This window comes from Acidocella sp. KAb 2-4 (genome assembly GCF_020567705.1).
GTDB lineage: Bacteria > Pseudomonadota > Alphaproteobacteria > Acetobacterales > Acetobacteraceae > Acidocella.
In genome coordinates, this window is the sequence record NZ_JAJDJU010000006.1 from 32578 (window position 1) to 46207 (window position 13630).

Genomic DNA, 13630 nt, shown 5'->3' on the forward strand with positions numbered 1-13630 from the left:
ATATTTGCGTTATCCCTTCAAAAATGCGATCGAATAGGCGTTGAACTCAGCCGCCCGTTCCACCTGAACCCAGTGCCCGACTTTATTGAATGTCATGAAGCGAGCATCTGCGCACTGTTCCAGGAAATAGCGCGCGCCGCTCGCCGGCAAAAACTGATCCTGAGCGCCCCAAAAACCGAGAATCGGCATTTTCAATTCACCAAGCCGTGGCTGCAGATTCGGCGTACGCATACGTGCGATTACATCCTTGGGCTGGCGCCGAGCCACTTCGAACCGCTCCGCCACCAATTCATCCGTGACAAATTTCTCAGCCTCAAACATCAGATTGCAAACCAGCCGGCGCTGATCGGCAATGGTAAAATCTGGACTGCCAAAATCACTCTTCATTTTGGCGATGCCCGGCATGGCGAAATAGACGTCCAGCGGCTCAACGCATCCAGGAGACATCAGAATCAGCTTCTCAACAAAATCCGGGTGATCAAGAGCGATCTGAATGGCGATCCCCCCGCCAAGCGAATTACCGACCAGCGTCGCCTTCTTTACCCCCGCCTGTGCCAAGGCCTCGAATAACGTATCGGAAAACAGCTCCAGTGTGTAATCGATCCCGATCGGCATCGACGACTTTCCGTATCCAATCAGATCCGGCAACAGAACCTTATATCCGGCGGCAACAAACGCCTCGTAATTACGCTTAAAATTTGATGCGCCGCTGGCGCCAGGACCACTGCCATGAATAAACACAACGGCCGAACCAGTGCCAGCCTCGTCTATATTAATCTCATAACCACCCGATACGGCGTATTTCTTTGATACGATGTCAGACAATTTCTTCACTTCCCGCATTTGTTTGCATTTCTTAGGCTACCGTCAGATCGTCCTAAAATTATCAGGACCGAAAAAAGCGCGCATCTCAATAATTTTTCCGTCCTCATTGAACCGGAACGTATCAATTACGTCGACGTGCCCCATGCCTGGAATACGTGCCTCAAAAGCAAAGGCGGCATATTCCGCACCAACCCTTGTTGCGCCCTGCTGCTCCAGAACCGCGCCAAGTTCTATGGATTTTGCGTAGAACTCCCGGATCGCGGCCAGCCCGTCGTGCTTTGGCGTTCCCACAGGGTCCTCAACCGTCGCCTCCGACGCGAACAATTTCACGATTGCATCAAGATCCTTATCGCGGAACGCTGAAATATAGGTGTGCACCGCCTGCTGCATGATTTTCGGGTCAGGCATATCAAAGCCTCTCGATGATCGTAACATTCGCCTGGCCGCCGCCTTCGCACATCGTTTGCAGACCGTAGCGGCCGCCCGTGCGCTCCAAGGCGTGCAACAGCGTGGTCATCAACCTCGCGCCGGTGGCGCCGATCGGGTGGCCGAGCGCAATGGCGCCACCTTGCACATTCACTTTTTCATGCGGCACGCCAAGCTCCTGCATCCAGGCCATCGGCACCGAGGCAAATGCCTCATTGCACTCAAACAGGTCGATATCCTCCACCTTCATTCCCGCCTTCTGCAGCGCGTAGCGTGTTGCCGGAATCGGGCCAGTAAGCATCCAAACCGGATGATCAGCACGCACCGACATATGATGAATGCGCGCCCTGGGCTTCAACTTATGCGCCTTCACCGCGTTCTCGCTGGCGATGAGCAAGCATGCGGCCGCATCGCAATTCTGGCTCGCGATGCCCGCCGTCACGAAACCATCTTCACGCACAGGCTTCAGCGCCGCCAAACCTTCAAGCGTCGAGCTCGGCCGCACGGTTTCGTCACGCGCGAATTCGCCGACAGCCGCAATCTCCCGATCGAACCAGCCATTGTCGATCGCCATCTGCGCACGCTGATGCGACGTCAGTGCGAACCTCTCCATTGCCTCGCGCGAGATGTTCCATTTCCGGGCGATCATCTCCGCGGATTTAATCTGGTCCACCTCTTCATCGCCATAGCGCGCCAGCCAGCCCGGAGAAGAGAGAAACGGGCTATCAAATCCATAGGCCTTCCCTGCAAACATCGCGGCCATAATGGGAATCTGGTTCATCGCCTGGCTGCCACCGGCGACCACAAGATCCTGAGTACCGCTCATCACGGCTTGCGCCGCAAAATGCACCGCCTGCTGTGATGAACCGCATTGCCGGTCCACCGTCACACCTGGCACCTCCTCCGGCAACCCGGCCACGAGCCACGCCGTACGGCCGACATCGCCAGCCTGCGCCCCGATCGTATCGGTGCAGCCCCAGATTACATCATCCACCGCCGCGGGATCGATGCCCGTGCGCGCGATGAGCGCCTTGATCGGCAACGCGCCAAGATCCGCCGGATGCACCCCGGCCAGCGACCCTTTCTTGCGCCCCACCGGGGTCCGCACAGCATCGATAATATAGGCTTCGGCCATTTTCGCTCTCTTCAAAACTTGGCCATCTGGCCTTTATGTTGGACAAATGCATCGCGCGCCTTCTGGCTGTCCTCGTGCATATACATTTCGAGTGTGAAGCCCTGCTCAATCCGATAACGCTCCACCGGATTCACCGGCTCGATCAGGTTAAGCGCCTGCTTGGCGATGACCAGCGCGGCGCGGCTCTTAGCCGCAATCACCCCGCAAAATGCAAGAGCTTCCGCTTTCAGGTTATCCAGTGGCACGATCTTTTCCACCGAGCCGTGGCGCCACAGATCTTCCACTGGCACGCGGCCGCCTGTGAAGAAATTAGCGCGCATTTTCTGCACCGGCAGCATCCGCGTCATGGCCGCCGCCCCGCCCATCGCGCCGCGATCAATTTCGGGAAGCGAGATATAAGCCCCCTCGGCCGCGATCAACGCATCGCAGGCGCCCGCCATGTTCACGCCACCGCCAATTACAAACCCATGCAACGCCCCCACCACCGGCACCGCGCAATCACGGATGGCCTTGAACGTGAGATAATTGCTCCGGTTGAGCTCCACGATCCGCTCCGGATGCACCTGCATCTCTTTAATATCGACACCACCGCAGAAGCCGCGGCCCTCGGCGCGGATCAGCACGCATCGTATGTTGTCGTCAGCACTGGCACGGTTGAACAGCCCCGGCAGCGCGGCCCACCCCTCGGTATCCAGCGCGTTAACCGGCGGATGATCCATGACGATCTCCGCGATATGGCCGTGAATGTTATAGTTGATCGGCATGACAGACTCCGTCTTCGTTAGGCCGCGGCACAATTAGATTGACCGGTGAGCGCCGCGATCCGTCCACGCGCCTCGGCCACGATCCGGTCCACGAGGTCCTGGCAGGTGGGAATATCCTCGATCCGCCCGCCAACCACACCGGTCGCCATCACGCCATGCTCCAGGTCACCCTCCACCACAGCCTTTTGGATCATCATCGGCATCGACGCCGCCAGCATCGCCTGGTTCAGCGGCACCTCGCCATGCCCCACCATGTTGCGCGCGGCTTTGAACATTTGTAACCAGCTCTGCCCGGTTTGCCGACGCATGGCGTTACCCGCCTCCAGCGCCCGCAGCCATAACCCCAGCGTCCCAGACCGCTCAATCCGGTCCAGCGCCTTGGTGCGCACCATGCGCTGCGGAATACCATCCAGCTTTGTGGTGACAATGATATCACCCGTTCCCGCCTTGAGATAAGCCGCCTTCACATGCGCTGGCACCGGGCTTTCCTGCGTCAGCAAAAACCGCGTCCCCATGGCGATGCCCACCGCGCCGTAAGCCAGCGCCGCCGCCAGCCCGCGCCCATCGGCAAAACCGCCACTGGCGATCACGGGAATTTTCACCGCGTCCAGAACTTGCGGCAACAGCACGGTAGTGGGCACCGCACCAGTATGCCCGCCCCCCTCGCCACCCTGCACATTCACCATGTCCACGCCCAGCTCAGCCATTTTCTGCGCGTGCTTCACGGCGCCCACAGTCGGGATGCACAAAATACCCGCATCCTTGAAGCGGCCGATCATCTTCGCATTTGGTCCACGCCCGAAACTGACCGCGCGCACCTGGGCCTTGTTGGCAAGGATCAGCTCCACGATCTCTTCCGCGCCAGGCTGGAACGAATGGAAATTCACACCAAACGGCTTATCAGTCCCCCGGCGCACGGCGAGAATCTTCTCCCGCGCCTCATCCGGCGTCATCACCGCGGCGCCCAGAAACCCAAACGCCCCCGCATTGCAACTGCCTATCACCAGCGCGGGCTCCGCGATCCAGCCCATCGCCGTCTGGATGATCGGCCAGCGGCAGCCCAGCCGCTCCACCATCACCGTATGCAGCGGATCCCCCATCACGCCCCGCCCGCCTGCTTCTTGTTGGCGGCCGCCATGGATTTCGCATCCATGCCGCCAAGGCTGTTGGAGGAGACAAGATCACTCTGCGCATGAGCGAAATGATGCATATGGAAATGCGCGTCCATCGCCGAACGTTTGCCGCGCAGATCCTCCACCAGATTCAGCGCCTGCTTGGTCAGCCAATTGCCCAGGCGCGGCCGGCTCGCCAGCTCCATCGCCATCGCCTTCACATCCTCATCCAACTTTTCACGCGTCGAGAGCCGGTTGACCATGCCGAAATTATGGGCGCGCTCGGCGCTCATGCGCTCGCCAAGCATGATGAATTCCTTCGCCACACGCGGTGGCAATTCAAATCCATGCGCCGAATATTCGACCCCCGGAATCCCCATGCGGTTGACCGGGTCCTGGAAAAACGCATCGTCGGTGGCAACGATGAAATCGCACACCCAAGCGAGCATCAGCCCTCCGGCGACGCAAGCGCCTTGCACGGCGGCGATGGTCGGCTTGGGCATATCCCGCCAGCGGCGGCACATGCCCAGATAAACCTCCTGCTCACGCGTATAAAGCAGCTCCGCCCCCGGCTTGTTGGTGTGGCCCGGATAAAGCAGCTTGCGGTCAAACTCCTTGTGCAGATCGCGCCCTGGCGTGCCGATGTCATGCCCGGCGGAAAAATGCCTGCCCGCCCCCTTCAGCACGATCACGGCGATGGCGTCATCATCCACCGCCCGCCGGAAAGCCGCATCCAGCGCGTAGGTCATCTGGCTGTTCTGCGCGTTGTTGTATTTCGGCCGGTCCATGATCACGTACGCGATCGGCCCATCCGTCTCATAGCGGACGGGCGCGTCGGTTTCGTAGGTGATCTCCACCTCCTTCGGCTCGACAAGATTATTCAATTCCATTTTATCCCACCCTGGCGTCCACCCCGCAAAAAACCCACCAAAAAGGATTTTCGCGTAATATACATGCATCATTAACAACGTAAATTCAATTTATACCTATTCACATTTACACTTTGCGCATTTATTGGCAACATAAATTACCATTACCAAGACCAGGATACCCGCCATACCGCCCCGTCGCGCTGATCAACCCGCCCCAAGGCTCGCCCTTGATCATCTGACCGTGGTGGACGCCACGCCCCCGCAATTGGTGGAACTGGCCGCCGAGGCTGGCTATCGCGGCGTTTGCCTGTTCATGGAGTCAATGCCAACCCTGCCGCTGATGCCAGCTTTCCATCTACGCGGCCGCACCGCCATGGCGCGCGACACCAAAGCCCGGATGCAAGCCTCTGGTATCGAACTGGACCTCGCCTATCCGTTCACACTCAGCAGACATAACGAAGCGGCTGATTTCCTGCCCGCCTTGGAGACCGCCGCGTGGCTCGGCGCGAAAGCCGTCAACCTGCTCCTTTATGATCGCGATCCGGCACGGCGGTTCGATCAGTTCGCCGCGTTCAGCGCCCTGGCGGAAGATCACGGCCTCCGCGTCGCGGTGGAATTCTATCCCCCTTCACAAATCGGTTCATTCACCGCCGCACTGGCGTTAGTGACGAAACTGGGCCGCCCCGCCGTGGCTGGCGTGAATATCGATCTGCTGCATCTGATGCGCTCTGGCGGCAGCTTCGACGAATTGCGCGCGGCGCCCTCGGCATATCTCCACTACGCACAGTTTTGCGATGCCACCTTACCGGGACCAGACCTTGACCCCGCTGAAGAGGCATCCGCCCACCGATTACTCCCCGGCGAAGGTCAGTTCGACCTCGCGAGCTTCGCCGCCGCCCTGCCTGCCGGGCTTTCAGCCAGCGTGGAGGTGCCGCGCAACCCAGCCATCCTCGCGGGCGAGGCCCAGCTGGACCGGGCCCGCCGGGCCCTTCACGCAACGGCCCAAAGTCTTGCGCTCAGTCCTCGGGCGCGATCCTCACCTCTAGCCCCGCCAGCGCCTCGGTAACCTGAATCTGGCAAGACAGACGCGAGCCATCCGTCCGATGGGTCGAAGACGACAGTAGCTCATCCTCATCCTCGGACATCGGCGCCAGCGTTGCCGCGGCCGGGCCGCCGACATAAACATGGCACGTCGCGCAGGAGCAGCTGCCGCCGCAAACCGCCTGCAACTCGTCGAAACCATGATCCCGCAGCAGCCGCATCAGGCTCTTGCCCGGTTGAATTTCAACTTGAGAGGTCTCCCCCTCCCGATTGGTAATCGACAGCACGCCCACCTTATATCCCGTCCCTTCATGCATATGTTTCAATCAACCACCGCATCCGCAGAGGGAGAGCGGCGCGGCGGCGCCCTCTGGATATCACATCCCTCGACCTTATAAATATGTTTTCGCGTTCTTTTAAGATGTTATTTATATGCATTCCGCGTTTATTGGTGTATTTAAGCTCATAATAGCGTAGATTTTTCGAAAATCAGAAGTGAGGCCACGATGCTCGACCGCACACAGTTCCGTGAAGCCATGGCCCGCCTCGGCGCCGCGGTGAATATCATCACCACTCATGGGCCGGACGGCGACACGGGGATGACGGTATCAGCCGTATGCAGCGTCACGGACGATCCGGCCACGCTGATCGTCTGCATCAACCGGTCCAGCCGCCAGCACGCCATTTTCAAAAACGCGGGGATCATCTGTGTCAATATTCTGGGCCCCGGGCAAGAGGACCTATCCGCCATTTTCGCCGGCAAGGATCATCTGCCCATGCCGGAGCGGTTTGCCCGCGCCACCTGGCACAAGCTGGAAACCGGCGCGCTGGCCTTGGCGCAATCCGCCGCGAGCCTCGATTGCAAAGTGAGCCAGATGCTCGATATCGGCACCCACACCGTATTTTTCTGCGAGGTTCAGGCCATCGCGCTAGGCCAGAAAAACGCTGGCCTGGTCTATCACGGGCGGGCCTACCACCACGTCCCGCATCCGGCCGCATAATTGCGGCCGCTCAGGCTCAGCGCCAAAAATGAGCCAGGATATAATAGCTGCCAATGGGAAATAACCAGCCCAGCCAACCAAGTTTAGCCAAGCGTGGATTTTGGTGATTCCACAACGAAAGCGCCCCGGCCGCGCCCATCGCGCCCGCGCCGTCGATCCAGAACCCCGCCAAACCGCCCAGCCCCAATAAGCCGAGCAGGCGGATCAGTCTCCCCGCCTGCGTCTTGGCGCAGGGCGCGCGAAGGCCAGCGAGGCCCGCGAGCCCCGCCAAACCAAGCAACCCCGCCAATTGCGCCGGGACCAAAAGCCTACGCTCCCGCCAAATGCGGCGGACGGCGGGAGCGCCAAGGCGCGGCCTGCTCAAGCTGCCCGGCGAGGCGGAACAGCAGCGCCTCCTCGCCATACCGGCCAATGAACTGCACGCCAATTGGCAACCCGCTGCGCGACATCGATAGCGGCACGGACATCGCAGGCTGGCCGGTGATATTCGCAATCTGGGTAAACGGCGTGAACATTGCCGCGCGCTTGCCCCAGGTTTCAAAATCAACACCCGGCGACAGATTAATCTGCCCTAACGGCAGCGGCAGCTGGGCCAGCGTCGGCGACAAAATCACGTCGTAATTCTGCATGAAGTTGCTCATCGCCGTCGCGGCGGCCTGGAACGCATAGATGCCGTTCAGATAATCCGTTCCCGACACATGCTGGCCATAACCATAGAAATCAAGCGTGATCGGCTCCAGCACATCCGGCCCGGGCGGAATGCCACTGGCCTTGGCGCGGGCATCCACCTCCGCCGTCACCGAGGCGCCAATCACCGCGAACGCCGCAGCCCCCAGCGTCGCCATGTCGATCGTCGGCGCCGCTTCCTCGACATAGTGCCCGAGGGACTCACAAAGATGCGCGGCCGCGCGCGCCGCATCGGCGCATTCAGGGTCCACAGGGCTGTGTGACAACGGACTCAGCATCAGCGCCACACGCAGTTTGCCCGGTGGACGCCCCACCTGCGAGAGGAAGCTGCCATCGGGCGTCGGCGCCCCAAACCGCGAGCCCGGCTCAAGCCCCCAGGTGGCGTCCATAATCGCCGCGGAATCACGCACCGTCCGCGTAAGCGCGTGCTCCACCGAGAGCCCGCCCCACGACTCGGTATGCGGCGGCCCCATCGGCACGCGGCCAAGGCTCGGCTTGAGCCCGAACAAACCGCAACACGAAGACGGAATACGGATCGAACCGCCGCCATCGGAGCCATGCGCCGCCGGCACCACCCCGGCAGCCACCGCCGCCGCCGCCCCACCCGAGGACCCACCGGTAATCCGCTCCGGATTCCACGGATTACGGGTATCGCCCGTCACCTTGTTCTCGGTCGTGCCCGTCAACCCGAATTCCGGACACGTCGTCTTGCCGAAAATGACAAACCCGGCACGCTCATGGCGCTTAACCAGATCGGAGGTAAAGCTCGCGACATCCCCCTTGAAATACCGGCTGCCATTGGCCGTCACCGTGCCCTTGAGGTAGACGCCGAGATCTTTCAACAGCCAAGGCACGCCGGTAAACGGCCCATCCGGCAGCTCTTTCTTCACAGCCGCGCGGGCAAGATCGTAATGCTCCTGCTCCATGAAGTTGAATTTCGGATTCATCGCCTCCGTGCGCGCGATGGCATCCTCCAGCAACTCCGCCGCCGAAATTTGCTTGTCACGAACCAGCTTCGCCAGGCCCAGGGCATCATAATCGTCGAGAACACTCGAGGCCCGCGGTGGTGTATCCGCCTGCGCCGCCACCGCGGCCAGCGCCGCGGCGGATGTTCCCAACATCTCTCGTCTTGTCATCATGCGTTCCCCGTCCTGGCGCTTGTTGTTGTCGTTATCGTTGATAACCCGCGATCAGGCCTTCACGTAATAGCGGGAGTAGAAGTCGCGGAATTGTGGAATCGGGCCGTCGCCATCGCAGATGATCGGGCTGGTCTCATATTTCTGCCGGTCCCAAACAACCTTGTCCTGATCAAACTGCTTGCAAATATCACGGATGATCGCCTTGGCCACGCCGGCGCGCTCCCCTTCCGCCTGCGCCCGCGGCTGGGTGAAGCAGAAGCGGGCATGCACATGGTCAAGCTCCACCGGCGTCAGGCAAGCCACGAGTATCGTTTCGCTGATCCCGGTAAAGCGCGTCCAGCTCTGCCCCGGCCCCATGGTGTCGTAGCTGATGCAGCCATCAACCTCGCCCCATGGCGTGCCCATCTTCGCCTTCACATCCGCACCACGGCCCCACTCACCCCAGCGCAGCTCACCCAGGGGCACATTCGCGGTGCCATGAATATAGCGGAAATGGGCAACATCCACGCCATTCTCGGCCATGTTCTGGATGGAGCCCCAAACGTTCCACTCATAAACCTCATAATCGGTCCAGTCCGGATCAGTCGTCTCCGGCAGGCGCACAACCTCCCAAAGCGGCGCGATGTCCTGCGGATGATACCAGGCCCAGATCCAGCGGTTGGCTTCCGTCACGTGCCAGGTGCGGATGCATTTGCGCTTGACCTGCGGCGGAATCACACGCGCATAAGGAATATCCTTAACCGTTCCATCGCCATCATAACGCCAAGCGTGAAACGGGCATTCCAGCAAATTGCCATGCACCTTGCCGCCATGCCCCATATGCGCGCCAAGATGCTTGCAATACGCATCAACGATATGAACCTGGCCATCCTCGCCACGCCACATGGCGAGGTCCTTCGAGAAATAGCGCAGCGGCCGCACCTCGCCCGGGGCCAGATTGGCGGAAAGCTCGATCGGGTACCAGCCAAACGGAATGCCGATATTCAGGTTACGCTCCTCCACGGAAGCGCGTCCCTTGACATCGGCAAGACGCCAATCATTCAGCTCCTTGCCTTTGAGTTTTTCGATAACCTGCCAGACCGCGACGGGCGGCGTGCGGGCGTCGGTCGCGTCAGCCTGATGTTCGTTGGACATGTGACACCTCAAAAATTTACTTATTTCAGATTAAAAACCTTAACCGCGTTCTCACGCAGGAATTTCGGCCAAACCTCATCCTTGAACGGAACCTTCGTCATATCACCAAAGATACGGTCCAGACTCATCCCCATCGGGAAATAGCCGGCATAGATGATCTTGTCGGCCCCGCGGGTATTCGCGTAATCGATGATCGCCTTCGGATAGTGCTTGGGGGCAAAGGCGCTGGTCGAATAATAAAGGTTCGGCCATTTCAACATCAGCTTCACTGCCAACGCCTCCCACGGCTCGGCACCATGGCGCATCACGATCTTGAGGTTCGGGAAGAACCAGCAGATTTCGTCGAGATGCTCAACCTTTTGCGGCTCCATCGGAATACGCGGCCCAGGAATGCCGACATTCAACAAGATCGGCAGGCCCAACTCCTCGGCGCAGGCATAGAGCGGGAACATATATTTATGGTTGATCGCAACCTGCGGAAACGTTCCACACGGAAACACGCTGATCGCGGACAGCCCAATTTCGGCATGGATGCGCTTGATCCGCCGGACTTCCTCCATCCCCTTATTAGGGTCGCACGGCAAATCAAAGAAAAACCGGTCGCCGTGCTTCTCTTTCGCACGATAAGAGGTGGCGTTGCCGCCCCACCCCACCATCGCCTTCTCGATGTTGAAACGGTCCATCTGATCGACGACCCATTTCACCACATCATCCGTTTCGGTGATCTTGGGAATGTCCTTGAACATATACTGCGCGGGCATCGCGAATTGCTGCAGCGATTGCTCATCGCGCAACAGCGCGCGGAACGGGTTGAACCAATCGGAGCGGTCATCCGCCTCCGGAATTCCCATCATGCAATCTATGACTCTAATATCACTCGGCATCGCCATATCATTTATCTCCAATCAATTCCGGCCACGCCTGGCGCAAGGCAATCTTATTCACTTTGCCCAGATGGTTGCGCGGCAGAGACTCCTTGCTAAACGCCACACGCCCCGGCGCCTTATACCGGGCTAGATGCTCGGCCACCCAATGGACCACCGCCTGCTCATCATGCGTGCCGCCAACCACGACCGCGACGAGCAACTCGCCCAGACGCTCATCGGGAATACCAAACGCCGCGCATTCGCGGATGCCCGGCATATGCCCCATCACGCGCTCCACCTCGGCGCAGTAGATATTCTCACCGCCCGAGATCACCATGTCCTTCATCCGGTCAACGATGAAGATATAACCTTCATCATCAACATATCCGACATCCCCGGTGCGGAGCCAGCCCTCCTCGGTGAAGGCGGCCTCGGTCTCCTCCGGGCGGTTCCAATAGCCCAGCATCACCATGGCCCCGCGCACCTGGATCTCGCCGCTCTGCCCGGCGGGAAGCACCTTATGATCCGGCGAGACAATCCGCACCTCCGCCAATGGCAGCACGCGCCCGGCCGACGACGGCCGGCGGGTGAAATCCTCGCCAACGGCCTGGGCGATGGCGCCGGAGGCTTCCGTCATGCCATACCCCGTACCCATCACCGCCTGCGGACAAGCGGCTCGGATTTCCTCCAGCAGATTAACCGGCAGCGCCTGTCCGCCCGAGGCGATATTGCGCACCGAAGACAGATTCGCATCGCCCAGCTTGGCGTTATGCAGCATGTCCCACAGCATGGTCGGCACCGCCGAAAGCTGCGTGATCTGTTCACGCTCGATCAGCCGAATCGCCTCCTGCGCATCCCATCGGCGCATGATGACAACCTTCGATCCCGCGAAGAGCGGCGCCAAAAATGTCGAACTCAAGCCGGAAACATGGAACAGCGGGTACACCAGAAGCACCGCTTGCTGCGGCAGCTTCTCCAAGATGGCCTGCACCGGCACGCCATGCGCGCGCGCCATATTATGCAGCACCATCATGCCGGAAAGCTGCGTCGCCATCAGTCCCGTGATCAGGCTGCGATGCGTCAGCACCACGCCCTTGCTGCGCCCGGTGGTGCCGGAGCTGAACAAAATCGCGCACGGGTCCAGCGCGGCGGCCACCCCCGGATCGGGCATCGGCTCACGCGCGCGCCGCGCCACCTCTTCGGGGTCAAACGGCTTGGTCAGATCGAGCATGCGCCCGCTATATCCACCCTCACGGATCAGACCCGCCCGCGCCGTATCGGCCAGCACCACCTTAGGCGTGACTTCCTCGATCATGCCAACAAGCTCATCGGCCGAACCACGGCTATTGAGCAGCACCGCGACGCCACCCGCCTTGATGATGGCAAGAAACGCGACCATCCATTCCGCGCGGTTGCGCATGCAAATGGCGACACGTTCGCCGCGCCTGATCCCCAGCATCGGCGCAAGCTGGTCGCGCCATGCGAAGATCTGACCGAACGTCAGCCGCCGCTCAACACCGCTTGAGGAAAAATCGACAACAAACACCTTATCGCCATGCCGCCGCGCGCCCTCGATCATCATATTGATGTCAGGCTGAGCATTCGCGAATTGGCGCAGCCCGTCGCGCTCGACGATCTCGAACGGCGTACCCGGCGCCGTCACCGCGGCGAAAACAGGATCAACTTGATTCATAACAAAAACAATCCGTCCATCTTGCCGCCGTCGCGTTGGCGGGCTCTCTTCAATAGACCGCCGCTGGATTCTTGGGGCAAGGGCTGCCCAGCATCTCGCGGTAGGAAGGACGCTCATGCCCGCGGTCCGTCACCCCCAGCGCCCGGGCGATTTCCGCACCAATCAAGGTCTGCCCGGAAAGTTCATCGCGGTTGGGCGCACAATTCACGGCATCGACGATATGCGCGGTGAACTCTGGATTCTCGGCATTCGCAATGAATTCCTCATATTGTTCCGGATTGGTCTGCCGCGCGGTGAGCGAACGCTCGGTCACCAGCGGCCCCATCCAGATGGACACCGCCACCACCCCGGTACCGCGCAGATCATGCTCCATGTCGTGCGCCAGCTTGTCCACACCAGCCTTCTGCGCCCCATAAGCCGGACCATGCATGTAACAGCTAGCGCCGAAGGACGAGCCAAACGCGATCATCCCGCGACCTTGCGGCACCATGATCTGCGCCGCGTGCCAGCTCGCCACATAGGCCGAACGCAGCCCGACATCGAGGATCCGCACCGCGTCGAGGTCTTTCTCCCAGAACGGCTTTTTCTCAATGAGCTGGCGATGGATGTAGGTCGCGTTGTTGAACAAAACATCCAACCGGCCAGCCTCACGCTTGATCCGCGCAAACAGCGCGGCGACCTGGGCGTCATCGCCATGGTCGCATACCACCGGAATCCCCTCGCCCCCGGCGCGCGTCACCTCCGCCGCGGTTTCGGCAACTGTGCCAGGCAGCACCGAGCCATCCCAGCCCTTGGCATCGCCGGGTGAAATCGTCCGCCCGGTAACATAAACCGTGTAGCCAAGCTCACCAAAGCCGCGCGCGATGCCGCGTCCAGCCCCACGACTCGCCCCGGTGACCAGCGCAACCTTGTGAGTTGTCATTTCCTCTCCGTCT

15 protein-coding genes are annotated in these 13630 nt (G+C 60.4%); 2 read left to right on the plus strand and 13 right to left on the minus strand.

Going from position 1 to position 13630, the window contains the following annotated elements:
• Positions 1 to 9: 9 nt before the first annotated feature.
• From LI953_RS05970 to LI953_RS05995, 6 genes are read right to left on the minus strand one after another with little or no spacing between them, the layout of a single operon-like run.
• Positions 10 to 843: an alpha/beta fold hydrolase gene (locus LI953_RS05970; protein ID WP_227075127.1), complete on the minus strand. Its 834-nt coding sequence runs from the start codon at positions 841 to 843 to the stop codon at positions 10 to 12.
• A 24-nt stretch (positions 844 to 867) separates the two neighbouring features.
• The gene (locus LI953_RS05975) at positions 868 to 1233 is read right to left on the minus strand and encodes a nuclear transport factor 2 family protein (protein ID WP_227075128.1); all 366 of its coding nucleotides are present in this window, start codon (positions 1231 to 1233) and stop codon (positions 868 to 870) included.
• 1 nt (position 1234) lies between these two features.
• Positions 1235 to 2386, minus strand: a complete 1152-nt coding sequence (locus tag LI953_RS05980) for an acetyl-CoA C-acetyltransferase (protein ID WP_227075129.1) — start codon at positions 2384 to 2386, stop codon at positions 1235 to 1237.
• Between the two features lie 11 nt (positions 2387 to 2397).
• Complete coding sequence (locus LI953_RS05985) at positions 2398 to 3150, minus strand: enoyl-CoA hydratase family protein (RefSeq protein ID WP_227075130.1); 753 nt, start codon at positions 3148 to 3150, stop codon at positions 2398 to 2400.
• Between the two features lie 17 nt (positions 3151 to 3167).
• Positions 3168 to 4250: a nitronate monooxygenase family protein gene (locus tag LI953_RS05990; protein ID WP_227075131.1), complete on the minus strand. Its 1083-nt coding sequence runs from the start codon at positions 4248 to 4250 to the stop codon at positions 3168 to 3170.
• On the minus strand, positions 4250 to 5152 hold the full coding sequence (locus LI953_RS05995) for an enoyl-CoA hydratase (RefSeq protein WP_227075132.1): 903 nt from the start codon (positions 5150 to 5152) through the stop codon (positions 4250 to 4252). Before LI953_RS05995 ends, LI953_RS05990 begins: the two co-directional genes overlap by 1 nt.
• 223 nt (positions 5153 to 5375) lie before the next feature.
• On the opposite strand from LI953_RS05995, the gene LI953_RS06000 reads away from it, so the two are divergent.
• Positions 5376 to 6200: a TIM barrel protein gene (locus LI953_RS06000; protein ID WP_227075133.1), complete on the plus strand. Its 825-nt coding sequence runs from the start codon at positions 5376 to 5378 to the stop codon at positions 6198 to 6200.
• Here the strand turns inward: LI953_RS06000 and LI953_RS06005 are convergent.
• Entirely contained in the window at positions 6151 to 6492 is a 342-nt protein-coding gene (locus tag LI953_RS06005; protein ID WP_227075134.1) for a 2Fe-2S iron-sulfur cluster-binding protein, read from the minus strand. The two genes, LI953_RS06000 and LI953_RS06005, sit on opposite strands and share 50 nt — an antisense overlap.
• Before the next feature lie 189 nt (positions 6493 to 6681).
• Here LI953_RS06005 and LI953_RS06010 point away from each other — a divergent pair, with 189 nt between their 5' ends.
• Positions 6682 to 7176, plus strand: coding sequence for a flavin reductase (locus LI953_RS06010; protein WP_227075135.1), 495 nt, complete (start codon positions 6682 to 6684; stop codon positions 7174 to 7176).
• 16 nt (positions 7177 to 7192) lie between these two features.
• On the opposite strand, the gene LI953_RS06015 is transcribed toward LI953_RS06010, so the two are convergent.
• The 6 genes from LI953_RS06015 to LI953_RS06040 all read right to left on the minus strand — a co-directional run bounded on the left by LI953_RS06015 (position 7193) and on the right by LI953_RS06040 (position 13617).
• On the minus strand, positions 7193 to 7447 hold the full coding sequence (locus LI953_RS06015) for a hypothetical protein (RefSeq protein WP_227075136.1): 255 nt from the start codon (positions 7445 to 7447) through the stop codon (positions 7193 to 7195).
• 37 nt (positions 7448 to 7484) lie between these two features.
• A complete protein-coding gene (locus LI953_RS06020; protein ID WP_227075137.1) occupies positions 7485 to 8984 on the minus strand; it encodes an amidase in 1500 nt (499 codons plus the stop codon).
• A gap of 69 nt (positions 8985 to 9053) precedes the next feature.
• Positions 9054 to 10136, minus strand: coding sequence for a Rieske 2Fe-2S domain-containing protein (locus tag LI953_RS06025; protein WP_227075138.1), 1083 nt, complete (start codon positions 10134 to 10136; stop codon positions 9054 to 9056).
• A 20-nt stretch (positions 10137 to 10156) separates the two neighbouring features.
• The gene (locus LI953_RS06030; protein ID WP_227075139.1) at positions 10157 to 10930 is read right to left on the minus strand and encodes an amidohydrolase family protein; all 774 of its coding nucleotides are present in this window, start codon (positions 10928 to 10930) and stop codon (positions 10157 to 10159) included.
• A 97-nt stretch (positions 10931 to 11027) separates the two neighbouring features.
• Positions 11028 to 12695: a class I adenylate-forming enzyme family protein gene (locus tag LI953_RS06035; RefSeq protein ID WP_227075140.1), complete on the minus strand. Its 1668-nt coding sequence runs from the start codon at positions 12693 to 12695 to the stop codon at positions 11028 to 11030.
• 49 nt (positions 12696 to 12744) lie between these two features.
• Entirely contained in the window at positions 12745 to 13617 is an 873-nt protein-coding gene (locus LI953_RS06040) for an SDR family NAD(P)-dependent oxidoreductase (protein WP_227075141.1), read from the minus strand.
• Positions 13618 to 13630: the final 13 nt, after the last annotated feature.

Coding starts and splice junctions, on each gene's coding strand:
- LI953_RS05970 (WP_227075127.1), bottom strand. CDS start 843: ATGCGGGAAGTGAAGAAATTGTCTGACATCGTATCAAAGAAATACGCC.
- LI953_RS05975 (WP_227075128.1), bottom strand. CDS start 1,233: ATGCCTGACCCGAAAATCATGCAGCAGGCGGTGCACACCTATATTTCA.
- LI953_RS05980 (WP_227075129.1), bottom strand. CDS start 2,386: ATGGCCGAAGCCTATATTATCGATGCTGTGCGGACCCCGGTGGGGCGC.
- LI953_RS05985 (WP_227075130.1), bottom strand. CDS start 3,150: ATGCCGATCAACTATAACATTCACGGCCATATCGCGGAGATCGTCATG.
- LI953_RS05990 (WP_227075131.1), bottom strand. CDS start 4,250: ATGGGGGATCCGCTGCATACGGTGATGGTGGAGCGGCTGGGCTGCCGC.
- LI953_RS05995 (WP_227075132.1), bottom strand. CDS start 5,152: ATGGAATTGAATAATCTTGTCGAGCCGAAGGAGGTGGAGATCACCTAC.
- LI953_RS06005 (WP_227075134.1), bottom strand. CDS start 6,492: ATGCATGAAGGGACGGGATATAAGGTGGGCGTGCTGTCGATTACCAAT.
- LI953_RS06010 (WP_227075135.1), top strand. CDS start 6,682: ATGCTCGACCGCACACAGTTCCGTGAAGCCATGGCCCGCCTCGGCGCC.
- LI953_RS06020 (WP_227075137.1), bottom strand. CDS start 8,984: ATGTTGGGAACATCCGCCGCGGCGCTGGCCGCGGTGGCGGCGCAGGCG.
- LI953_RS06025 (WP_227075138.1), bottom strand. CDS start 10,136: ATGTCCAACGAACATCAGGCTGACGCGACCGACGCCCGCACGCCGCCC.
- LI953_RS06035 (WP_227075140.1), bottom strand. CDS start 12,695: ATGAATCAAGTTGATCCTGTTTTCGCCGCGGTGACGGCGCCGGGTACG.
- LI953_RS06040 (WP_227075141.1), bottom strand. CDS start 13,617: ATGACAACTCACAAGGTTGCGCTGGTCACCGGGGCGAGTCGTGGGGCT.